The following is a 22336-nucleotide window of genomic DNA, read 5'->3' as shown; positions in this document are numbered from 1 at the left end:
GTCGGTATCGCGCAGTAGTTACTGCATTCCCGCAAGCGGGTTTTCGTCACAAATCTTGGCGGGCGGACGCATCATCAGTGTCAGTGGCACCGATGCGCGTGGGGTCTTACGTTGACCGGAACGGGAGTGGTCGACACTGGACTTCGGGACCTCGCCCGCCGACGCCAGTGCCATTTCACCGTTGCCGATGACGCACTCGGGGTCAGGTCCGTCCATCGGCAGTCCGGTGAAGAACTTGGCCGCCATGCAGCCGCCGCGGCAGGAGTCGTAGTGGTTGCACTTGCTGCAGGCGCCACCGGTTTGGGGCGATCGCAGCTCCTCGAACAGGTCCGAGTGCTGCCAGACTTCCTGGAATCCACCGTCTTTCACGATGTTTCCGGCGAGGAACTGCTCGTGAATCGCGAAGGGGCATGCGTACACGTCACCAACCGGGTCGATCAGGCACACGACGCGGCCCGCGCCACAGAGATTGAGACCGGGCAGTGCATCGCCGAAGGCGGAGAGGTGGAAGAACGAGTCGCCCGTCAGGACGCCTTCGCCATTGGCGACCAGCCAGTTGTAGAGCTCACGCTGCTGCTCCGGACGCGGGTGCAGGTCGTCCCACACGTCGGCGCCGCGGCCCGAAGGACGCAGTCGAGTGATGCGCAGGGTCGCGTCGTACTTGTCCGCGAGAGCCTTGAACTCGTCGAGCTGACTGACGTTGTGCCGCGTGACGACCACCGAAATCTTGGCGTCCTTGAAGCCGGCTTCCTTCAGGTTCGCGAGAGCGCGCTCGGCCATCGCGAACGAACCAGGCCCGCGCACAGCGTCATTGACCTCAGCGGTGGCACCGTCGATGGAAATCTGCACGTCGACGTAGTCACTGGCTGCGAGGCGCGCCGCGACCTTCTTGTCGATCTTCACGCCGTTGGTGGAGAACTTCACACCAACCTGGTGGTCGGTCGCGTAGTCGACGAGCTCCCAGAAGTCGGAGCGTACCGTCGGCTCGCCGCCACCGATGTTGACGTAGAAAACCTGCATACGCTGCAGCTCGTCGATGATGGACTTGCACTGTTCGGTGCTCAGCTCGTTGGGGTCACGACGACCCGACGACGAAAGGCAGTGCACGCAGGACAGGTTGCAGGCGTAGGTGAGTTCCCACGTCAGGCAGATGGGGGCGTCGAGTCCGAGTTCGAACTGATCGACGAGGCGACCCACCTTGGCGGGCGGGGAGGGCTGTTCAAGAACTGAGGTCATGGCTGTGTCCTCGCGAAGAAATGAAGCGGGCGAACGTGCGGAAGGGCTGTTCCGCACGTGGGGGCGAGCGTCTGGCTCAGACAGGCACGATCATGTGCGAGTCGGCGAGAGTGCTCAGCGCGCGGGCATATTGGGGAGCCGCGTCATCTTCGATGCCTTGCGCACGTAGTGCGGACCGGACATCAGGATGGTCTGGCAACGCCTTGACCACCGCAACGATGGTCGTGTTCTTCAGGAACGACAGCTTGCGTGTTCCGAAGTGGTAGAGCAACGCCCCGAAAGGTTCGGGGCGAAGCGCTACCTGCGGGTGGAGTTTCCACCCCGCATCGAGATCCAAAGCAGACACGGTCAGTACACGCCGCACATGCCGTCGATGGAAACTTCCTCCACGAGGGACTCCTCGACGAGGTCGTTCTCGAGCGCCTTGTTGTCACGATCTGACATGGATTCCTCCTGCGGTCGCACTCCGTCTGGAAGTCTGTAGATCAGACTTCCAACCTGGGAGTTGGTGGTCACTAGTGGGACTTCACTGTGACTCGGTTCACCACTGTAATGGCATCGAGTGCAGAATGACACACATGGAGCGAAAAAAGTATGCGTAGCCGCAAGAAACCGTCCGCTCGGATAGGTCGTCGCCCCTCCACAACGAAGGAGGGAATCAGCACGATCGGGATCGAACTGTTCTCGACAGTCGGCTTCAACGAGGTGAGCGTCGACCAGATAGCCGACGCCGCCGGCATCGCGCGTCGGACCTTCTTTCGCTACTTCCCGTCCAAGAACGCCGTCCCCTGGGGAGACTTCGACGGACATCTCGACGAGATGCGCGAGCACCTGGATTCACTGCCCGCTGATATTCCGTTGGTCGACGCACTCGAATCCGCATTGTTGACGTTCAACACCTTCCCACCGGAAGAGACTGCGGTACATCGCAAACGGATGGAATTGATCCTCGAAGTTCCGACGCTTCAGGCATACTCTGTGGTGATGTACGAAGGTTGGCGGCAGGTGGTCGCCGACTACGTCGCACGCCGAATGAATCTCGAGCCGACCGATCACGGCCCACGCACGGTCGGCTATCTTCTGCTCGGGGTCGCGATGTCGGCGTACGAGCAGTGGCTCACCGACGATTCACTCGAGCTACCGGAACTCTTGAAAACAGGTACGCAGTCCCTGCGGACCGGTATCAGCACCTGAGAAAGCATCACCACCTGAGAAAGGCGATCATGTCCACCATCACGAACGAACCCGTCCTGGATTCCCTGGCGCCGTCGACGCCGGGCTTGTGGTCGTTCGGGCATGTCACCGTCGAACGCGTCGAGTCCGGTCCGATCTCGCTCGATCGCCGAGGCGGTCGCCTCCACGTCAAGCACTCCCTCACTCCCGCCGATCTGAGTGAGCGACTCGTTGCCGGAGTCACCTCGTCGATCCAGGACGCGGAGTTCGGTCAGGACGAATTCGAGTTGACGATGGTCGGCCTGGTTCGCTCCACCGTGGACGGCGCTCTCGAATCCTGGACCACCTACTACCGGAACTCCCTTGCCGAACTACTGGACGGCACTGCAGATTTCGCGCCGATTCACGACCAAGCCGAAGAGCTGGTCCGCGGTTCCGTGCTCGATCTGGGTTCCTGCTTCGGTTTCCTGCCCCTGCGGCTCGCGCGCGCCGGAATGGACGTGACCGCCACGGACATCCTGCCCGGAACGATGATCCTGCTCGACGCGGTTGCCCCCGAACTCGGCATCACGATCGACACGGTGATCTGCGACGCGGGTGAAGTACCGGCACCGGACAACAGCGCCGACACCGTCACCGCGATTCATCTCCTCGAACACGTCGACGACGCAGTCGGCGAGGCCGTGATCGCGCAAGCACTCCGGATCGCGCGTCAACGGGTCGTCATTGCAGTCCCCTTCGAAGACGAAGCCACCGCGTGCCACGGCCACATCCGCACTTTCGATCTCGAGTCACTGCGTGCGGTCGGCCGGCAGAGCCGTGTGCCGTTCGAGGTATTCGAGCATCACGGCGGCTGGTTGGTGCTGGACGCATCGGCCGCCTGAAAAGAACTAGCCTTCTTTCAGCGTATGGGCGACAAGCGCATTCGCGTGCCCATGACCCATACCGTGCTCCGACTTCAACCAGTTGACCAAATCCATGTGCTTCGTGAGGTCTGAGCTTCTGATCAGCTCTTGCCATTCACCGATCGGCCGACCGTACTTCTTCTCGATCGACGGAAAATACGACGCCGGGCCTTTCACGGGTTCAGTCATGACCGGAATCTACCTCCACCGCCCGACAATATTCGCGCACCGGCGGCGCCCGCATGTCCGCACCTGGGGAATCGCTGGGTAGACACGCGACCATCGCATTATGGTCGAAGAACACCCACCCGAGAGCACAGGAGTTCAGCGATGCGACTGTCCACACGAAATCAACTCACCGGCACCATCACCGAGGTCAACCTCGGCACCGTCATGGCGACGGTCAAGGTGAAGTTGGACGGCGGGAATCAGATTGTGACCTCGTCGATCACCCGCGATGCCGCACTGGATCTCGATCTTGAACCAGGCCAAGCCGCAACGGTATTCGTGAAGTCCACCGAGGTGACGATCGGCGTCGAGTAACTGGCGAGCGATGTGATCAGGGCCGGGTGAGATGCGTGGTCATCGTGTAGTCCTTGCTCGGCCCCGTCACGGTCCAGACGACAGTCCAGGTCGATCGATCTCCGGCAGTGACGTCGATTCGCCCGCGGTAGGTATCCGCACCGCACAGGTGCTCGACTTCCTCCCCCGGCGCCCAGTCGTGGAACTCTCTGCCGTCTTCGAATGTCACGGCCCACTCGAGGCCGCGCTCGGCAATGAACAGAGTTCGGAACACGGGTAATTCCAGGTCGCCGTCACGCAGCGTGCCGCTCTCGTACCAGCGCATCAGACCGTCACCGGCGTCGGAGATAGTGGTCTCGCCGAATACATGCTTGGTGGAACCGGAAAGGCGGTCGACGATGTCCCGCTCGAAGTGCCACTTTCCTACCAGCGCCCTCGGCTCGATTTTCGCGTCGTCGACCATGTGGCGATTCTAGTGACCCTGCATTGCCCGACGACACCGGAGACCGACTCGAACACACTGCGAGAGTATGTTCCGAGTACACCCGGAACACGCAGGAGATTTTCACAACCATGAACGATTCGGCCGCCCTTCACAAACGCGCAGTGTTCGCCGAGGATCTCGAGATCGGCCAAGTGATCCCATTGGGTTCGTATTCGGTGACCGAAGAGGAAATCGTCGAGTTCGCAACTCAGTGGGATCCCCAGTGGTTTCACGTCGACAAGGAAGCCGCCGAGTCCGGCGTCTTCGGCGGGTTGATCGCCAGCGGGCTGCACACCCTGTCGATCTGCCAGAAGTTGGTGGTCGCCAGTCTCTACGACCAGTGGAACGTGATCGCCGGGAAAACCATGCGCGACGTGAGCTTCCTCCGTCCGCTTCGCCCCGGTGACACCCTGAGCGGAAAGGTCACCGTCGACAACGTCGTGTTCGACAATCGCGCGCGAGGATTGGTGACCATCACAGCGAAATTGGTCGATGCACACGGCAATCGCGTTCTCGACGTGGTCACTGACGCCTACCTGCACTGCCGCTCGACTCGCGGACAGTGAATTATCGGTAAATTTCGCACCACACTGTTCGAATTGCCGTACTTTCAGTGACGTTGCGACGCAACAATACCCATCCCTGCAATCAGGAGTTCCTCACACATGAGCAGCCTCGGCGAGATCAATCCTCTCGGCATTCTTCAGATCCTCATCTACATGCTCTTCGGTGGGTCGTCCAGCACTCCCGAATAGACCCTAGCTTGCCATAGCCATAGTCAGCATCTAGGGTGCTGACTATGGCAATTACTAGTCAGGCATCAGTGGCGGCCGCGCCGTCGACCGACGCAGCGCGTCATCACACCGAATTCGACTCCAGTTGGCGGAGTTTCGACGGCATCCAGGGCGGACTCGCAATTGCACGGATGCTGCGGGTGGCGGCCGACGCGTCCGGAGCCGAACCGCTGGCAGTCACGGCGCATCTGGACCGCCCCGTTCCTCCTGGGCCGGCCGAGTTGACTGTCGGCGAGATGCGGGGCGGGCGGACCGTCAGTTGCCACGTCACGCTGACCGGTTCGGGATCCGCTCTCGTTCGGTTGGCCCGCGACATAGGAGCTACAACAATGTCCGCCCCTGTCGCCGAACCGGCTCCGGCCGACCCGTCAACCCTGCCGCCGCTGGAGATCCCGGTGGATTTTGTGCCGTTCGCCCAGCACCTCGACATCCGGCCGATCAATTCCGCGAGGCCGTTCGCCGGTGGCGACTCCCCTGAATTCGACGTCTGGATCCGCCTGCTCACAGACCTCGATTTCACGGCCCAAGAGCGCGCCGCGGTCCTTCTCGACGCGCTTCCGCCCGGACTGTTCGCGACACTGACGATGCCCGTGGCCATACCGACCATCGAGTTCACCGCGCATTTCACCCCGGAGCACCTCACGGCAGATCCCCGAACGCTGTCACCGTGGTATCGCCTACGCCACGGGACTGCCTGGGCGACGGACACTCTCTGTGTTGACGAATCCGAACTATTCGACTCGACCGGACGACTTGCTGCTCGGGCTCGCCAGCTTCGTCGAATTCTGAGTTGAGTTTCAGCTCTCCTACACCTGGAGGTCGCGACGACGGAACGCAACAAGCGATGCTGTCGAAAGCACCACTGCCACAACGATCATTGCCAGCAGTGGCAGAACTGTCACCGGCTCGGCAGGGGCACCCGGCACGTGAGTGTAGGGCGACAGATCCAGCACTACCTGCGGAAGCTTCAGCAACGTGCCGAGTTGCCCGAGCACGATGCATGCCGCCAAGATTCCCCAGGAGAGCGCCGACGCGTACGTCGGAAACAGTCCGAAAGCCAACGACACCAACCCCACGACTACGAGCACCGCAGGCAGATAGGCCAACGCGGCGCCAGTCATGCGAAGTGTGTTGCCGCCGATGTCGTCCGTGACGAGCCCGAAGGCAAATCCGGTGAAGGCACCCATCAAGACGTGCGCGAGGATCACGCCGCCCACAACCACACCCAGGTGAGAAAGCATCCACCTCCACCGCGACAAAGACGTTGCCAGCAACGGTTCGAGCCGTCCCGATGTTTCCTCGCCCCGCATCCGGAGAAGACTCTGGACCGAATACGCCGCGATGACTATCGACGTGAGCCCCAGAGCAGTGGCCAAGTAGGAATCCACCAGATCCGATCCGCCGCCGCCAAGTTTCTCGAACATCTCCGCGGTCTGCTGCGACGATCCCACCATCGCGTCGATCTCGTTGCCCACAGCGCCGTACGCGAACCCGAGTATGACAACGGCAAAGATCCACCAGAACATCGTCATTCGCTGCATGCGCCACGCCAGGCCCCAAGCCGACGGTAGCCACGATGCCGCGACTGGCGGGCCGGGTCGGGGCTGAACGAGTCCCGCTCCCTGATCGCGATGGCCGATGAGAACAAAAGCCACCACCACGTGCACAGCCGCGAATCCGATCAGCAACAACAGGATCCACCAGGCGTCGTCGTCGAAAGGTCTGATCTGTTGTGCCCATCCGATCGGCGAGAGCCACGACAACCAGCCACTGACCACGCGAGTTCCGTCGTCGACGACCGTACTGTTCACGTCGCCGATCGCGCGCAGCATGAACGCAACGCCGATCGCGGCACCCGCCAGGCCGTTGGCCGTACGAGCACCGTCGGTGATCTGCGCCGTCACGGCTGCCACTCCGGCAAACGCGATTCCGGTCCCACCTATCGAGGCGCCCAACGCGAACGAACCGACGACAGGCAAACCGACGGCGATCGATCCCAGTGCAATTCCCAGTGCAAGAACGACGTTCGCACCGACCGTTACGATCAGTGCGGAGGTCAGGAGCGCTCGTCGACCTACCACCGCTGCACCGATCATCTCGGCTCGGCCGGTCTCCTCGTTCTGTCGCGTATGGCGAACCACCGCAAGGGTGCTCATCAATGCGGCCACCAACGCGAACACGAGCACCGACTGACTGGCGACTATCGCGCCCTGCGAATCACCGGACACGATCCCGTTGGTCGCCAGCGCGACCGGCGATACCGCGGAACTGACTGCGATGTTTCGTAATTCCTCGGGTGTCGAGTACAGCCCGGTCACACTGGCGACAACCAGCAGCATGAACAAGACGATGGAGATAACCCACACGGAGAGCTGAATTCGGTCCCGCCGCAAAGCCAGCCGAACCAGTCGGCGTGTGCCGGTGAATTGACTTGCCGAGGCCGGTACCGGTGGAGCGGCCTCGACAACAACGGTCACGGCCGTACTCCGGTCTCGGCTCGCAGGTGTACCGAAGTCTCCCTGGCCCGTTCGTCACCGTAATGCCGCAAGAAAAGTTCTTCGAGAGTCGGCGGAGTGGAAGTGAGCGCCACGATTCCGAATCCGACCAAGTACGTCATGAGTGGTCCGAGTTGCGCGCTGTCGACTTCGCAGGTGACGTGGTTACCGTCGATCACCGCGTCGTGGACACCGCCGAGTCCGTCGAGTCCACCGATCGGACGCTGCGTCTCCGCCGCGACGGACGTGCGCGTGAGATGCCTGAGTTCGGACAGTGTTCCCTCTTCCACCGTCCGCCCGTCGCGGATGATGCTCACACGATCGCACAGCGCTTCGACCTCGGCGAGGATATGGCTCGACAGCAGTACCGTCTTTCCGGCGTGAGCCACCTCCTCGACGCAGTCCTGGAATACCGCCTCCATCAACGGGTCGAGCCCCGATGTGGGTTCGTCGAGGACGTAAAGGTCGACGTCGGACGAGAACGCGGCCACGAGTGCAACCTTCTGCCGGTTACCTTTCGAGTACGTACGCGCCTTCTTGGTCGGGTCCAATTCGAAGCGATCGAGCAACTCGCTGCGGCGTTTTCGGTCCAAGCCACCGCGCAGGCCCGCCAACAGATCGATAGCCTCACCGCCGGTGAGGTTGGGCCACAGATTCACGTCGCCAGGCACATAGGCGAGACGTCGATGCAAAGTAACAGCGTCTCGCCACGGATCGCCGCCGAGAACGGTTGCGTCTCCGGAGTCCGAGCGGAGCAGGCCGAGGAGCACCCGAATAGTGGTGGACTTTCCGGAACCGTTCGGCCCCAGGAATCCGTGCACTTCACCCGTCGAGACGTCGAGGTCGAGGCCGTCCAGCGCGCGGGTGGTACCGAAGGTCTTGACGAGGCTTTTCACTGAAATTGCCGCACCCATGAATTTGACCGTACGCCGATTTCACAAATGTGTGAAGATAGAAAAGACGGAAAGATCGAAGGGTTCCGATGACCGACACCAGCCACACCGTTGCACCGGACGAGAGCCGACACTATGTCGAGCGACTCTCACTCGTACTGAGCGACATGGGTTTTCCGCCGATGCCCGCCCGCGTCTGGGCCGCGTTGATGACCAGCGAGACACCCTCGTCCACGCCAGGAGATCTCGGATCTCGGTTGGGAGTGAGCCCCGCCGCCATTTCCGGAGCCGTCCGATACCTCCAGCAAGTCGGATTGATCGAGCGTGTGGCCGTCCCCGGATCGCGGCGTCAGCACTACTGCGTCAGCGTCGACATGTGGGCCGACGCGTTTGTCACGAAACAGTCCTCGCTCTACCAGGTCTCGGCAGTTGCGGACGAGGGCATACGAGTCCTCGGTGAAGGAACAACCGCCGGCGATCGTATGGCAGATCTGCGCGACTTCTTCGACTTCATGGCCGCGGAAATGCCGCGAATGCTCGCGGACTGGCGCTCCCGGCGAAAAGACCGGACACCTGGCAGGTAACTTCAGGTTTACCCGCAATTTCGGCGGGGTACCTCAATTCTCGTTCCAGCATGGTCAGGTGCGGTGTAATCGAGGAGTTGCTGATGAAGCTGTCGATCAGGGGCGCGAACACTTCACCGACTCCACCCTTCGCGCGTACCGCTTCACCCGAAACCTGTGAACGATCGATTTCCCTGAATCGCACCGCCGCCGAGGCATTCGCCGGTGATCACCATGCACTGTCGAAACTACTGGCCCGGTTGCACCCTCGCGTCGTTCTCTACTATCGCGCCAGACTCCTCGGGACGCCCGTCGCGACATTCGCCGACGATCTCGCCCACCAATGCACCCTGGACGTCGTCACACGAATGTCCGACACGATCTCGGCCGACACACGCATCGAGACCTTCGCGTACGAGTTGGCCTCTCGACGAATTGCGTCAATTCCCCAGTCACGCAACATCGACGGACAATTCAAACGCCCGCGTCGCCTGACCGACGACCAACGTGAGGTTCTGGTACTACGAATCGCAGTGGGTCTGACTGCCGAGATGACCGCGTCGACTCTGCGCACAACTCGTTCGAGCGTGCTCCTCCTACAGCATCAAGCGCTGCGCGCCTGGACGGTCTCCGAGCAGAGCTAGATCAGACCTTGCTTACTCGCGGCATAGACGGCCTCTGCTCGACGGCTCACCTCGAGTTTGCGCATGATGTTGCTGACGTGAAACTTGACGGTGGTCGGTGAGATGAACAATCTCTCACCGATCTTGATGTTGGACAAGCCGTTTGCGAGGAGTCTGAGCACTTCGAGTTCGCGATCGGTCAATCGTTCTTTCGACGACGACTGCCCGTTGAGCGATCGCACGACAGCTGACGCGCTGCGCGAATCGAACGCACTCTCACCCCGCGAGACCGCCCTGATCGCACGCACCAATTCGGTGGTGTCGACGTCTTTGACGACATAGCCGCGAGCACCCGCGTGCACCGCTCGCACCACCAGTTGATCGTCGAGAAACGTGGTGAGAACCAACAGTCCGAGGCCGGGATGCGCCGAGGACAGCTGGCCACACAGGGTCAGTCCCTCGTAGTCCGAACTGGCGGAGAGTTTGAGATCCATCAGGACGATGTCCGGGCCGACCTTGTCGACCACGGCGAGTGCCTCGGCGAGGGACGACGCCTCCCCCACGATCTCGAGATCGCTTTCGCGCTCGAGAACCGAGCGGAGCCCTTGCCGCAGAATTGCATGGTCGTCGACCAGGACGATTCGAACCAATCCCAGAACCGGCGATGCTCCGCGGGTGATGACGGGACGCGCAGTAGTCATGATTCCTCGCTCTCGATTTCAGTGGTGGAGCAAAGGTTTTCCATGCCCGAGTCGAACGGCAGTGGTAGTCGCACGAGAATCTGAATCCCACCGATCCGCGCGCGCCGTACTTCGAGCGCACCACCCAACTCGAGTGTTCGCGCCTGCATGTTCGCGAGACCGCGATGGCGGCCGTCGACGTCGTTGGTGGCTGCGAGTTTGAGGATCAGACGCATTCGCGCAGGGTCGCCGTCACCGTCGTCGGAGACCGACAGCAACACGGAGTCCGCCCGATAGGTCAGACGAAGCACCGCCCGATTCGCGTGAGCATGGACCGCTGCATTGAAGAGCGCTTCCCCCGCGATCCGGAGAAGAGCGTGTTCGGCATCGCCCGGAAGTTCGGTCGGGGTACCGCCGACGCGAACGCTCACCGCCAACTCGTCCGGCATGTGAACCACGCCGAGCTGCTCGAGCATCTCGGGCAACGACGTCCGGTCCGCGTCCGACGAATGATTGAGCGCGTAGATCGCCGAACGAAGCTGCTCGACCGCCCTCCTGGTCAAATCCTTTGCCAAGTCCAGTCTTTCACTGCGTTCAGCCTCCGGGATGTCACTCCGGCAGACCTCGATCTGCATGCCGGCCGACAACACCGCCTGTGTCACACTGTCGTGCAATTCGCGGGCGATCCGGTGACGTTCGTCGTCGACCACTTGGTGCCGGTGCGCCACTCCGAGTTGACGCTGAGTGGACTCCAATTCGCTGTTGCGCACCGCAAGGTCGGCTGCAGTACGATTGGCCTCCGCATACGCATCTTCGGCACGCTCGAGCAGTAGTTGTCCGCGCTGATAGAGCGCCGAATTCTGCAGAGCCACAGCAGTCTGGCTGGCCAGAATGCTGAGCACGGCTCCGTCCGTCGTGTCGAGGGTTCGGTTGGCCGGCGTCCAGGCTGCAAAGGCACCTACCACGCCGCCACCGAGCACGATCGGCACAAACGCGTAGTGCGCGTCGATCACCGAGTTGGATTCGATTCTTCCGTACCGGATGTCGTCGAGGCATTCGACGACATCCTCCGGAAGTGGCGGCCCCTCGACGTTGTCGACCAGAAAAGGGGTGGCGTCCGGGCCGAGAACCAGTCGCCGTGGTCCGGCGTCGGGCAAAGTTCCGTCAGCCAAGGCGAAGACTATCCAGTTGGCACTCAGATGCGCACGGGCAGCTTCCGCGACCGCGCAGACGAGGGTTTCCGGCCCCTCGACGGTGCGCACCAAAGCCCGCGAGATCAACTCCAAGGCATGCACGACGCGTTCGAGGCGCTCGGCCGCACCGCGATACTGCGGGTAGAACGAACTCTTACCCGATCGTAATCCGGTGAGCCGGGACAGGTCCGCGGTCATCGCCTGCACCAATTCACAGCGGCCCTCTTCACAGCGTCCATCTTCACAGCGTCCATCTTCACAAGGCACCTCGGAACAACGCCACCATCTGTTCCTGCGTCGCTTCCCTGGGATTGGTGGACATGCAGGCGTCGAGTAACGCGAAGCTGGCAAGTCGACTGAGGTCTTCCTCTCGAACACCCAACTCCCCCAGCCCCTTCGGCACACCGACCTCCCGGGCGAGACGTTCGACACGGTCGGCCACCGCCAACGCTGCTTCCTCCGGGGTGCCGCGCTGCTCGGGAAGACTCAGTGCCGCAGCGATGGCGACAAAGGGGGCGGCGTCCGTGGTGGAATTGAACCGGATGACGTGGGGCAAGAGAATTCCGTTGATGACGCCGTGCGGAAGGTCGAGCATGCCGCCCACCTGATGGCTCATGGCGTGCGCGGCTCCGAGTATCGCGTTGGTGAACGCCAACCCGGCCTCGAGGCTCGCCTGCGCCATCACCGATCGAGCTTCCATCTCCATCGGGTCCTGGATCGTGTGCACCAGATTCTCGGTCACGAGGCCGACAGCGCGGAGCGCGTGATGATCGGTCAACGGATTGTGCGCCAGTGAGACGAAGGCTTCGATTCCGTGCGTCAGTGCGTCCAATCCTGTTGCCGCATTGAGCCACTCGGGCATCGTCGTGAGCAACCGCGGATCGATGACCGTCACATCTGGAACCAGCGCCCGGCCGATGATGGTGATCTTGGTGCCGCGGGTCGTGTCCGTGACGATGCAGAACTGCGACACGTCCGCGCCCGTGCCGGACGTGGTGGGAACCATCACCAACGGCGGGATCGGTTTGGTCGCCTGATCTACCCCCTCGTAGTCGAGTATGTTGCCACCGTTGGCAGCGAGGACGGCTACACCTTTAGCCGCGTCGATGACCGAACCGCCGCCGAGCGCGATGATGACGTCACACTCGCCTTCCTGGTACACCTCGAAACCGGCCGCGATCTCGAAGTCCTTGGGATTGGGCGTCAGCCCTGACCACACCGTCGCCGTCAATCCCTGCTCCGTGAGATGGTCTTCGAGTTCGCTGACCCACCCCGCGTCGATCAGACCGGGATCGGTGACCAGGAATGGCCGGAACCCGCCGAACCTCAGAGTCGCGTGTGCTGCCTCGACCAGGGAACCGATACCGAAGACGATCTCGGGGGCGTGAAATTTGACCAGTCGAGCAGCAGTGCCGCGGCGATGAACACCGTGGTTCACAGCATCCGGGTATGCCACGGACACGACCCCACTCTCCTCTCGCTGCTCTGAGATCTCCGGTCGGGATTTCGCATCCGTCGCTCTCAGCGCATCAACTCCCACGTGCACAAACTGGTGTGATCCACCTTACAATCGCTGGCCCCGAGCCTACGCGGACAGCAGTCGGGGCACACCCACCGAAGGAGAGGCGCTTACCTACCCGTTCGGGCAGGTAAGGCGTCTCGGGAAAATGAATGGCGCGGCGAGAAGGTCCCGCTGTACTTTCGGTTGCGGCCAGAGTGGCCCGTAGAACCGATTCAGAAGGTGTTTATGACCCAGCCCGCGCCGAGCGCGCCTCCCGCCCCTGCACTGCCGGCAACCTCGAGGGTCACATGCTGATCCTCGAAACGTCGGACTGACAGCCGCGAGGCCCCCTCGGCCTGCTCCTACTGCTTTGTTCACTCAGCTAGGAGTTCTCCAGTGCCTCAATCACACAATTCCATCTCGAAAACCGACACCTTCTCGTGCATTCAGTGCGGACTCACAGTCATGACCTACGGCCCCGATGGTGATCGCCGAAACCACTGCCCCAGTTGCCTGCATTCCCGACACCTGTTCGACCAGGTGGAAGGTGGACCGTCGGACTGCGGAATGCGGATGGCTCCCATTTCGATCGCAGTACTGCGCAGTGGCGATTGGATGATCATCCACCGCTGCGCACAGTGCCTCGAGCTCACCTCCAACCCCGTCAGCCGAGACGACAACCAGTTGTTGTTGATGAGAATGGCAGTGCGGCCGCTCGCGCAACCGCCCTTCCCGCTCGAAGCCTTCGGCGACTTGTGAAGGGGAATCAGATGCCACGTAGGAATCCCAGCACCCGCCCGCGGCGGGCACCGCAACGGGCCAAGCACGTACTGCACGGAATCGGCGGAGAACAAGGATCGAGCTTCCGTTGTCTCACATGCCGTTTGGACATCTCCACTGCGGCGCCGGGTACCGCTCATCGGAACCACTGCCCGAACTGTCTGGCCAGCCGCCACGTGGACGGTCGCGTTCCGGGCGACCGAGCACAACAGTGCCGAGGTGCCATGGCGGCGCTGTGCCTGTCGGTCCGTCAAGACGGTGAATGGATGCTCGTTCACCAGTGCGTCGAGTGCAATACGTTGAAAGTCAACAGGATTGCCGGCGACGACAACGTCTTGGTCCTGCTGCGCTTGGCGCTACGTCCGTTGGCAGACCCTCGCCTGCGCTCGCGCGCGTTGCTAGCGCTCTGATGATTCGTCCGGTGCAATCGTGCGGTTCTGCGCACGATTACACCGGACGAACACCACGAACACGATCCCGGCGAGCAAGCCCACCGCCGTCGGTCCGAGGACCAGTCCCGAGTACAGCCACGGGGCAGGTTCTGCCGGAAAGAGGTCCATGAATCCGGGTCCGGTGTATGTCGGTTCGGAAAACGGCTCCCGATAGGATCCTCCGGTGAGAATGTGCGGTGACGCCAACGACTTCCACCACCACTGAAACACGCCGAGCGCCACAACCCCACACACGGCGCCGAGCACTGTCAGCGCCGCGATCGGTCGCCAGATCGATCCCCTGATTTCGGACATGAGATCAAACTAGTTCACGACAGATCGCGCAGTGACATCGGTGAAGTGCACTGACATCAGCGAAGTGCGTGCCCCAGCTCGGCGGCCTTTGCCATCAGTTGCGCGGCATCTCGGGCAACAACAACCTCGTCGCAGATCTCCGAATACTCCGGCATCGCGCACGATGCCTGGTTCCAGTAACGCTGTGGTTCAGGCGTAATCCAGGCCAGACGGTGGACCTTTCGGCGGAGTTCCTCGAGCTTGTCCGCCTGCGGGGGCAACCCGTTGCACCGACCGTCGCCCACGATGATGACAGACGTCCGTGAGTTCAAGGTGTTTCCGTGCTCGTCCAACAATTCTGTGAGCACCCGCCCGTAATCGCTGCTGGCTTCCAGATCCAGACCCGGGTGCGCGAGTACCGCGGCCAGTGCGCCGTCACCACTACTGGCGAGAAGGGTGTCGGTCACGTCGACCGGACGATCGACGAAGGCGAGGACTTCACAACGATCTGCTCGGCGATGCATTGCCTGAGCCAAGCGCAGAGTGAACGCGGTGATGGGGCGCACGGACAGCGACACGTCGGCGATGAGAAGTAGTCGAACACGATCGGGGCGAGGAGCTTTCACGACCAGATGGAAGGGTATCCCGTCGGTGCGCAGGCTCGAACGCACCGTACGCCGCATGTCGAGATGCCCACGAGAGCGCTCACGGGGCCGAGGTCTGGACGGTCCTCTCATCCGCCGAAGCACTTCGTGGCACGCGAGTTCGATGTCGTTGTGCGTTGCGCCCGCGGCAGATTCACTGTCGGGCGCATCGGGAGCGGTTTCGGCGAGTGCAGCGGCCGAGAGTGCTTGCACGAACGCTTCGACCGCCTCGACGAGCCGGTTCAGTTGCGCCTGCGTCAGCGGCCCGTCGTCGGAGACGTCCGCATACGCTTTGCTCGGGTCGTAGGCATCCAACCAGGCGAGGATCGACGTCGGATCGTCCCAGGACAACGAGCCGACCACTGCTGCAGCAACACTGGTGCTCAGGTCACCGACCACCGCCGATGCTGCACGGTCCACGTCGACCGTGTAACTGACTCCGCGTCGACCGGTCTCCGAACCGGTATCGACCGACAGTTCGGCATCGCTCGACGTCATCGACACATCGTCGTCGTCCTTGTGCGGGTTGAACCCCTTCTCCGCTTCCGGAGTGTCGAAGTAGTCGCCGACCTCGGCTGCACGCTCGTTGTACTCGGCATACCGACCAACTTCTTGATCCTCGTCGATCCCCAGCGCGGTGGGCAGACCGTCCGCCACCTCGGCGCGCGAAGCCATCCGCTCGGCGTGCGCTTTGCCTGCGGCCGGCCGGAACAGCGCGTCGAACGCCCGATCGAAACCGGCCTGCTCGTGAGAGTACTTGGCGCACACTGCCCGAAGACATGCTCGCAACGTCTCACGATCCGAAGCGCCGACCATCGCGAGAACACGCCGAACCTCGATGACCTCGGCCGGTGACGCGGAAACTCCGGCCGCCCTCAGCAATCGGCCGAAACTCGCGGACACCACGTCGAGAACAAACGACGGTTGCCACACGGCAAGGCCACCGAGCGTCGTCATCGCGTCGAACGGATTCCGCTGCCGCCGCGGATTCCCTGTTGATGAGGGTCACGTCCACCCGTGCCCCGGAACACGGCCGTCGTCGTGTTGGCGGGTTTGCTTGCCACCGTGGACCGCTCGATCGGCTCGCCGCCGTCACGCGACGGTGATTCGAGACGCTTTCCGTCGAATCGTTCCTTGGCCAGCGTCACATCGGACGAGTACTTGAGCAACGCCGTGAGCAGGATGTCGCGCACCTTGGCGTCGGAAGCGGTGTCGAATCCGCCGGCCGCGAGCACTGTTGCCGCCCTGGCCGCGTCGATGACCTCCGAGATGGACGGACTCTTGCGCAGCGGGAGGTCACGCAGGATGCGAGCCAATTCGACAACCTCGGTGGCCGTAGCCGAATCCACCTCCGGCGCTCGGGCCGTGACGATCTCGCGTTCACGCTCCGACGTCGGATAGCCGAGATGGTAATGCAGACAACGACGCTTGAGCGCGGGTGAGAGCTCGCGGGTGTCGTTGGACGTCAGGATGACCCAGGGCTGCGAGCGGGCAACGAACGTACCGACCTCGGGAATGGTGATCTGCTGTTCGGCGAGAATCTCGAGGAGCAATGCTTCCATCGATTCCTCGGTGCGATCTACCTCGTCGACCAGAAGCACTACCGGATCGGGTGAGAGGATTGCTTCGAGCAGCGGTCGTACGGACAGGAAGTTCTCGGAGTACAAACCGAAATCCTGATCGGCCAGAAACTTGGACGCTTCGGCGACGCTGTCGAATTCGGAAACCTGATCGCTGATCCGGTCGCGGAGCATCTGCACGTGCAGGAGTTGCTTCGCGTAGTCCCATTCGTACAGGGCGCGATTGTCGTCCAGCCCTTCGTAGCACTGCAATCGCACCAGTTTGCGGCCCCCGATCGCAGCCAGAGACTTCGCCAGTTCCGTCTTGCCGACACCGGCCGGACCTTCGAGCAGGAGCGGGCGCCCCAGCGCCGTCGCCAGATGAACGACTACCGCGAACTCGTCATCGGCAATGTAGTCCTGCTCTCGCAGAGCATCTTTCACTTCGATTCCGCTGGAGAAACTGCGACCGGACATGGAACACCTTTCATGGGGGGGCAAGCCCCTGTGCGCCTTTTTGGTAGTGCGGGCTACCAAAAAGGCGCACGGGGCCGAAGGCCCTGCTAGAAGTACGACTTGTTGATCGCGTGATCGACAACCGGGATCATCGACTCCACGGTGACCTCACGGGGATTGCCCGGGGTGCACCAGTCGTCCTGAATGTGCTCGGAGATGGCGCGCACAGTCTTCTCGTCACCCTTGATGACATCACCACGGCCCTCGTACTTCTTGGTGTTCATCTGGTTCTTCGCGTACGAGTCGGTGCGAACCTGACCGAAGTTGTCGGGGATACCGACGTCCTTGGCCAGACGGATGGCAGCCTCGACGGCAGCATCTGCGGCCTGAACCGTGGTGAGGTTGCGAGTGTCGACACCGAGTGCGCCGGCCAACTGGGCGTAGCGCTCGTAGCGCGAAGGCAGGTTGTACTCCCACACACGCGGCAACGCGATTGCGTTGTTCAGACCGTGGTGGCTGTCGAAGAAGGCACTGACCGCGTGCGAGATCGAGTGAACGATGCCGAGGCCACCGGAGTTGAAGGCCTGCCCGGCAATGTACTGCGCGTTCATCATTCCCTCGCGGGCCTTGAGGTTGCGCGGCTCGAAGACGGCCTCGCGCAGGTTCTTCGCGACCAACTCGACCGAGTAGATCGCGTTACCGAGCGAAGGCGCGAAATCGAGACGAGACACGAAAGGCTCACTGCCGTGCGCGAGTACGTCGAAGCCGCAGTACGCGGTGAAATGCTGAGGGCAGGTGTAGTAGAGCAGCGGATCGTCGATCGCCAGGGTGACGATGGTCGCCTCGTCGAAGCCCACCCACTTGTGCGGGTTGTTCATGTCCGACGTGTCGGTGATGACGTACGCCCACGACGTCTCGGAACCCGTTCCGGCCGTGGTGGATACGGCGATATGGGGCGGGTTCTCCTTGTTGGTGGACTTGGCGAAGCCCTCGAACTCGTTGATGTTGCGACCGTCGTGTGCGATCACGACGCGAGCGCCCTTGGCGGCGTCGTGGCTCGAACCACCGCCGATCGAGATGATCGAGTCGCACTTCTCCTTCTGGTAGAGAGCCGCGGCCTCCATGACGTTGTAGTCCTTGGGATTCGACTCGACCTTGTCGTAGAGCACGACCTCGACACCCTGGTACTCGATCTTGCCGACGAGTTCCTCGATGATGCCCGAACCGCGCAGACCGGTCGTCATCAGAAGGGTGCGCTTGAAGCCGAGGTTCTTGGCCTCCACCCCGATGATGTCGTGAGCGCCCACACCCATCAGGGCGCGAGGGAAGGGGTGGAACTCCTTGATGGGAAAGTCCCAGATCTGGTTGAGCTCGATAGCCATCGGTATCTCCTCAGGGATGTGCACGAATGTGACTGCGGGAGGGATTCGAGCCGAATCTTTGTGACCGGCGTCTCACCTGGTTCCCACTGTGTACCGACAAACAGCCCATGCACAGACTTCGGCAGCTCAACCGCCCGGACGCCGCTCACGAACCGCCCGTTCGGGCAGGTCGACGCCACCCCGGACTGCCAGGACGGCTGGATCAGACCGCCATGGTTCCCGCTGATCGGGAACGTGTTGCTCGGCGACTACGATCCCCAGTAGCTTTTCATCACTGCTAACATTGAACTAGAACACGTTCTAGATGTTGCACTTCACTGACCTGCGCTTTACCCAGCTTCACGAGAGGACTAGCTTCGCGATGACGACAGTCGAGGTACCGCACAGCTCGCGATCGGCGGTACTCACCGTGTCCGGAGTCATCGAAGAGACTTCCGACGCCCGGTCGCTGGTGTTCGAGATTCCCGCAGAACTGAAGGACAAGTTCGACTACAAGCCAGGTCAATTCCTGACCCTGCGCATCCCGAGTGATCAGACCGGCTCGGTCGCACGCTGCTACTCGCTGGCCAGTTCACCCTTCACCGACGACGCCCCCAAGGTGACCGTCAAGCGAACCGTCGACGGCTACGGCTCCAACTGGTTGTGCGACAAGCTCCAGGTCGGCGACACCATCGAAGTGCTGCCGCCGTCAGGTGTCTTCACGCCCAAGTCGCTCGATCACGACTTCCTGCTCTTCGGTGCAGGCAGCGGTATCACTCCGGTGATCTCGATCCTCAAGTCCGCCCTCACGCAGGGCAGCGGCAACGTCGTGCTGATCTACGCGAATCGCGACGAGAAGTCCGTCATCTTCGGCGCCGAACTTCGCGAATTGGCAGCGCAACACCCCGGCCGCCTCACCGTTGTCCACTGGATCGAAACCGTGCAGGGACTCCCCGCCGTCTCACAGTTGGCGACACTGGCCAAGCCATTTGTCGCGTACGAGGCCTTCATGTGCGGTCCGGGCCCCTTCATGGACGCCGTCCACAAGGCACTGGCAGAGGCCGGCATGCCCCGCACGCAGGTTCACGCCGAGGTCTTCAATTCGCTCGCGGGTGACCCGTTCCGTGACGTCGAGGTAGCCGAGGTCTCCGACGAGGAAGCAGCCGACGCCGCAACCGTCGAGGTCGAACTGGACGGTGAAACCCACACCCTCGTCTGGCCGCGCAAGCAGACGCTCGTCGACATCATGCTCGCCAAGGGCCTCGACGTGCCGTACTCCTGCCAGGAAGGCGAGTGCGGGTCGTGTGCCTGCACCGTCACCGAAGGCGAAGTTCAGATGGACAACTCCGAAATCCTCGACGCCGAGGACGTGGCGAACGGCTACATCCTCGGTTGCCAGGCGAAGCCGATCACCGATCACCTGAAGATCGAGTTCTGAACCCTGCTTCGATGCATGACGGCCCCTGATTCCCTGCGGAATCGGGGGCTTTGTCATGTTCGGAGTCTCCCGAGTCATCTTCCGAGTCCCGCCGCGAAACCCACGCAGGCGCCGTTGTGGGCAACCTCCACAGCGCAAGAATCAGTGCGAGGGTCACGATCAGGAAACCCTCACGAAGGACCAACCCGAACGGCAGCAGGAGCGGTGACGTCTCGATGAACTGCTGTCCCATACTCGGCCCGCAGTAGACGGTGGCCAACCCCAGAGCGGCCGCACCGAACTGCAGCGGCGATCGAAGCCGAAAAAGAACCGTGACGGCGGCAGGCACGAGATACACCCAGTGGTGAATCCAGCTGATCGGCGAAAGAATCGGCGCGCTCAATCCGATCACCAACGCCGCATCGACCGCTCGCCCGACGCGATAGACATCTCGGGCGATCCATAGCGCTACCCCCGCGCACAGCACGGTCGACGGCATCGCCAGAGACGCTGTCCATGGGCCCAGCGCGGCAAGTCCGCCCTGCAGCGAACTGTTGCCGGCACTCGCGATCGCCTGCCCGCTCAAATCCACCCGGTCGCTGAGGTTCCAGACGACGTCCGACCAGAAGGTCCAGCTGACGGCCGGGTCCACCACTGCTGCGACGGCGGTCGCCGCGGCAAATCCGATCGAACTCCAGATCGCGAGTCGCCACTGCTTCGTGACGACGAAGTAGACGATGAAGAGAGCCGGAGTCAGCTTGATCGCGGCCGCGACGCCAATCAGCAGTCCTCGCGGAAACCACCGGCCGAATCTCGAATCCTCTCGGCGAGTCACGTCGAGCAGTACGAGCACCATCAGCACCAAGTTCACCTGGCCGAATGAGATGTGCGCACTGACGATGGGGGTCACCGACACGGCCAGGACCAATGCCGCCATGACGAGCGGCCGCTTGGGGACGCGAGCGGGAGTGAACCTCGCAACCGTCCACACCAACGCCGCGATGCAAAATCCCGACCACAGCAGATAGGCAGTCCACCAGTCGAAGAGGACAGTCGGCCAGAGGAAGATCACCGCGAATGGGGTGTAGGTGAACGGCATACCCTCTTCGACGATCAACGGGCCGGACAGATTGCCCTCGTAGATGTTCGATCCCGCTGCGAACGCCTGGGCAGCGTAGCGGTAGACGAGAAAATCAACGGGTTCGACGGCTCGAACGGAGTACACGAGATAACACAGAGCTGCGACGCCGGCAGCGATCAGTGAACCGATCGTCACAATTCGAGACGCCTCGACACGGGTGGCGGGCATACCGAGAATCGTCCCACAACCTACCGAGCGGTACTTCGCTAGCGGGCCGCCCGGAAGTGCGCTCGCTCTTCTGCGGTCAGGTGTTCGCACGCGTAGCTCAGCGCCGTGCGTCCCATGTCTGCTGCATTCTTCGCGAGGAAACCGGTCAACAAATCCCGGTCCACCCGCTTGCCCACCTCGCGGAGCATCCAGCCCATCGCTTTCTGGGTCAGGTCTCGTCGATCACCCAGCACCTGCGCGGCAAGCTCGAGCGTGGTCGACCCGTCGCCGCGAGTGATGAATCCGTAAGTCGTCAGCAGCGCCACCCGTCGTCGCCACAGGCCACCCGAATCGGAAAGCTCGAAGATCAGCCGGCGATCTCGGTCGTACAGCCAGCCGCCGAGGATCTGTCCGGCGGACGAATCCACCAGATCCCAATTGTTCACCCGCCCGTCCTCGACAGCGCTGAGATAGAAGTCGGCGATGCGGGCGCGACTCTCGTCGTCGAAAAATTTTGGGCGACTGACCTTTTCGAATCGAGCAACCAGGATCAACAGACCGGCCAACCGATGCTCGTGGACGTCGCTGTCGAGAAGGAGGCGTACCTGAGGCAACTCGAGACCGACATGCTTCTTCACCACCGAACGCGTCTTCGGTACTCGCACGCCGATGAAGACGTCACCCTCGCCGTACTCCCCCGGCGCTGTCTTGAAGAACTTCTGTAGCTGGACGGCATCCGCGGGATCCGCGAGGTCGGCCAACTGTTCGATCACGTCCTGGGCACTCGATTGCGTCACCCCAGAACCTTCTCACGGGTCGTCTGTGCGGACTCTTCGATTCTCTCAGCGTCCTCACACCGTGTGCCCTGCTCGGCCACAGGTCGGCAGACGACACTCGAGGACAGTCAGTGAAAGGACCACCCATGATCACCGCCGCTATCGCATTCACCACTCTCACCCTCATGGCACTCTCGGGACATATCGCGGCCAGCGCTCCGCGCCGGCTCGTGGCAATCCGGACGAATAGTCACAAATCTTGATATTC

Annotated in this window: 26 protein-coding genes; 10 read left to right on the top strand and 16 right to left on the bottom strand. The window is 62.2% G+C overall.

The features are described 5' to 3' along the window. Window positions 1-18 precede the first annotated feature (18 nt). From mftC to mftA, 3 genes are all read right to left on the bottom strand, one after another. Window positions 19-1236, bottom strand: coding sequence for a mycofactocin radical SAM maturase (gene mftC, locus ATN38_RS17390; protein WP_003942089.1), 1218 nt, complete (start codon window positions 1234-1236; stop codon window positions 19-21). Between the two features lie 76 nt (window positions 1237-1312). Beyond that, entirely contained in the window at window positions 1313-1600 is a 288-nt protein-coding gene (gene mftB / locus ATN38_RS17385; protein WP_007728309.1) for a mycofactocin biosynthesis chaperone MftB, read from the bottom strand. Beyond that, the gene (gene mftA / locus ATN38_RS17380) at window positions 1585-1680 is read right to left on the bottom strand and encodes a mycofactocin precursor MftA (protein ID WP_063836238.1); all 96 of its coding nucleotides are present in this window, start codon (window positions 1678-1680) and stop codon (window positions 1585-1587) included. The genes mftB and mftA overlap by 16 nt, the downstream gene beginning before the upstream one ends. 150 nt (window positions 1681-1830) lie before the next feature. Here mftA and mftR point away from each other — a divergent pair, with 150 nt between their 5' ends. Then, window positions 1831-2430 (top strand): mycofactocin system transcriptional regulator, encoded by a 600-nt coding sequence (gene mftR, locus ATN38_RS17375; protein WP_007728311.1) that lies wholly within the window; start codon window positions 1831-1833, stop codon window positions 2428-2430. Between the two features lie 29 nt (window positions 2431-2459). Beyond that, window positions 2460-3293, top strand: coding sequence for a mycofactocin oligosaccharide methyltransferase MftM (gene mftM, locus ATN38_RS17370; protein WP_073512120.1), 834 nt, complete (start codon window positions 2460-2462; stop codon window positions 3291-3293). 6 nt (window positions 3294-3299) lie between these two features. Here mftM and ATN38_RS17365 read toward each other — a convergent pair whose 3' ends face one another. Continuing rightward, window positions 3300-3503 carry a DUF4287 domain-containing protein gene (locus ATN38_RS17365; RefSeq protein ID WP_218748280.1) on the bottom strand — a complete coding sequence of 68 codons (204 nt, stop codon included), beginning with the start codon at window positions 3501-3503 and terminating at the stop codon, window positions 3300-3302. Between the two features lie 141 nt (window positions 3504-3644). Here ATN38_RS17365 and ATN38_RS17360 point away from each other — a divergent pair, with 141 nt between their 5' ends. Further along, window positions 3645-3857, top strand: a complete 213-nt coding sequence (locus tag ATN38_RS17360; RefSeq protein WP_003942061.1) for a molybdopterin-binding protein — start codon at window positions 3645-3647, stop codon at window positions 3855-3857. A gap of 16 nt (window positions 3858-3873) precedes the next feature. Here the strand turns inward: ATN38_RS17360 and ATN38_RS17355 are convergent, their stop codons facing one another. Then, window positions 3874-4299, bottom strand: coding sequence for a DUF6314 family protein (locus ATN38_RS17355; RefSeq protein WP_058038124.1), 426 nt, complete (start codon window positions 4297-4299; stop codon window positions 3874-3876). 110 nt (window positions 4300-4409) lie between these two features. Between ATN38_RS17355 and ATN38_RS17350 the strand changes: the two genes are divergently transcribed. Together ATN38_RS17350 and ATN38_RS17345 are read left to right on the top strand one after the other, a co-directional pair. Next, window positions 4410-4886 carry a MaoC/PaaZ C-terminal domain-containing protein gene (locus ATN38_RS17350; protein WP_007728315.1) on the top strand — a complete coding sequence of 159 codons (477 nt, stop codon included), beginning with the start codon at window positions 4410-4412 and terminating at the stop codon, window positions 4884-4886. A gap of 233 nt (window positions 4887-5119) precedes the next feature. Beyond that, entirely contained in the window at window positions 5120-5908 is a 789-nt protein-coding gene (locus ATN38_RS17345) for a thioesterase family protein (RefSeq protein ID WP_042920993.1), read from the top strand. Window positions 5909-5920: 12 nt separating this feature from the next. Here ATN38_RS17345 and ATN38_RS17340 read toward each other — a convergent pair whose 3' ends face one another. Both ATN38_RS17340 and ATN38_RS17335 read right to left on the bottom strand, forming a co-directional pair. Continuing rightward, on the bottom strand, window positions 5921-7591 hold the full coding sequence (locus tag ATN38_RS17340; protein ID WP_063314736.1) for an ABC transporter permease: 1671 nt from the start codon (window positions 7589-7591) through the stop codon (window positions 5921-5923). Next, a complete protein-coding gene (locus ATN38_RS17335) occupies window positions 7588-8523 on the bottom strand; it encodes an ABC transporter ATP-binding protein (protein ID WP_003942009.1) in 936 nt (311 codons plus the stop codon). Before ATN38_RS17335 ends, ATN38_RS17340 begins: the two co-directional genes overlap by 4 nt. 68 nt (window positions 8524-8591) lie before the next feature. Between ATN38_RS17335 and ATN38_RS17330 the strand changes: the two genes are divergently transcribed. Next, complete coding sequence (locus ATN38_RS17330) at window positions 8592-9086, top strand: GbsR/MarR family transcriptional regulator (RefSeq protein ID WP_007728322.1); 495 nt, start codon at window positions 8592-8594, stop codon at window positions 9084-9086. An 83-nt stretch (window positions 9087-9169) separates the two neighbouring features. After that, window positions 9170-9709 carry a hypothetical protein gene (locus ATN38_RS17325; protein WP_007728324.1) on the top strand — a complete coding sequence of 180 codons (540 nt, stop codon included), beginning with the start codon at window positions 9170-9172 and terminating at the stop codon, window positions 9707-9709. Here ATN38_RS17325 and ATN38_RS17320 read toward each other — a convergent pair. From ATN38_RS17320 to ATN38_RS17310, 3 genes are read right to left on the bottom strand one after another with little or no spacing between them, the layout of a single operon-like run. Next, window positions 9706-10389, bottom strand: a complete 684-nt coding sequence (locus ATN38_RS17320) for a response regulator transcription factor (RefSeq protein WP_042453153.1) — start codon at window positions 10387-10389, stop codon at window positions 9706-9708. The two genes, ATN38_RS17325 and ATN38_RS17320, sit on opposite strands and share 4 nt — an antisense overlap. Next, on the bottom strand, window positions 10386-11759 hold the full coding sequence (locus tag ATN38_RS17315; RefSeq protein WP_003941844.1) for a GAF domain-containing sensor histidine kinase: 1374 nt from the start codon (window positions 11757-11759) through the stop codon (window positions 10386-10388). Before ATN38_RS17315 ends, ATN38_RS17320 begins: the two co-directional genes overlap by 4 nt. 58 nt (window positions 11760-11817) lie before the next feature. Further along, on the bottom strand, window positions 11818-13023 hold the full coding sequence (locus tag ATN38_RS17310) for an iron-containing alcohol dehydrogenase (RefSeq protein ID WP_003942060.1): 1206 nt from the start codon (window positions 13021-13023) through the stop codon (window positions 11818-11820). A gap of 435 nt (window positions 13024-13458) precedes the next feature. Here ATN38_RS17310 and ATN38_RS17305 point away from each other — a divergent pair, with 435 nt between their 5' ends. Then, window positions 13459-13821, top strand: coding sequence for an RNHCP domain-containing protein (locus ATN38_RS17305; protein WP_003941922.1), 363 nt, complete (start codon window positions 13459-13461; stop codon window positions 13819-13821). 11 nt (window positions 13822-13832) lie between these two features. After that, entirely contained in the window at window positions 13833-14252 is a 420-nt protein-coding gene (locus ATN38_RS17300) for an RNHCP domain-containing protein (protein WP_037129880.1), read from the top strand. On the opposite strand, the gene ATN38_RS17295 is transcribed toward ATN38_RS17300, so the two are convergent. The 4 genes from ATN38_RS17295 to mdo form a co-directional block, all read right to left on the bottom strand. Next, a complete protein-coding gene (locus ATN38_RS17295) occupies window positions 14241-14588 on the bottom strand; it encodes a hypothetical protein (RefSeq protein WP_047268921.1) in 348 nt (115 codons plus the stop codon). The genes ATN38_RS17300 and ATN38_RS17295 overlap by 12 nt on opposite strands. Window positions 14589-14644: 56 nt before the next feature. After that, window positions 14645-16168 (bottom strand): VWA domain-containing protein, encoded by a 1524-nt coding sequence (locus tag ATN38_RS17290; RefSeq protein WP_058038127.1) that lies wholly within the window; start codon window positions 16166-16168, stop codon window positions 14645-14647. Next, window positions 16165-17247 (bottom strand): MoxR family ATPase, encoded by a 1083-nt coding sequence (locus ATN38_RS17285; protein WP_063314739.1) that lies wholly within the window; start codon window positions 17245-17247, stop codon window positions 16165-16167. Before ATN38_RS17285 ends, ATN38_RS17290 begins: the two co-directional genes overlap by 4 nt. An 86-nt stretch (window positions 17248-17333) precedes the next feature. Further along, the gene (gene mdo / locus ATN38_RS17280) at window positions 17334-18608 is read right to left on the bottom strand and encodes an NDMA-dependent methanol dehydrogenase (protein WP_003942095.1); all 1275 of its coding nucleotides are present in this window, start codon (window positions 18606-18608) and stop codon (window positions 17334-17336) included. A gap of 361 nt (window positions 18609-18969) precedes the next feature. On the opposite strand from mdo, the gene ATN38_RS17275 reads away from it, so the two are divergent. Continuing rightward, complete coding sequence (locus ATN38_RS17275; protein ID WP_003941851.1) at window positions 18970-20025, top strand: ferredoxin--NADP reductase; 1056 nt, start codon at window positions 18970-18972, stop codon at window positions 20023-20025. Here the strand turns inward: ATN38_RS17275 and ATN38_RS17270 are convergent. Continuing rightward, a complete protein-coding gene (locus ATN38_RS17270) occupies window positions 19997-21313 on the bottom strand; it encodes a glycosyltransferase 87 family protein (RefSeq protein WP_058227504.1) in 1317 nt (438 codons plus the stop codon). The genes ATN38_RS17275 and ATN38_RS17270 overlap by 29 nt on opposite strands. A 38-nt stretch (window positions 21314-21351) precedes the next feature. Beyond that, complete coding sequence (locus ATN38_RS17265) at window positions 21352-22089, bottom strand: DNA alkylation repair protein (protein ID WP_058227503.1); 738 nt, start codon at window positions 22087-22089, stop codon at window positions 21352-21354. Window positions 22090-22336: the final 247 nt, after the last annotated feature.

Origin of the sequence: Rhodococcus sp. FH8 (assembly GCF_019266085.1) — a bacterium.
GTDB classification, from domain to species: Bacteria; Actinomycetota; Actinomycetes; order Mycobacteriales; family Mycobacteriaceae; genus Rhodococcus_F; species Rhodococcus_F qingshengii.
Note: the sequence above shows the minus strand (reverse complement) of the source record. Positions and strands in the feature narration are given on the sequence as shown.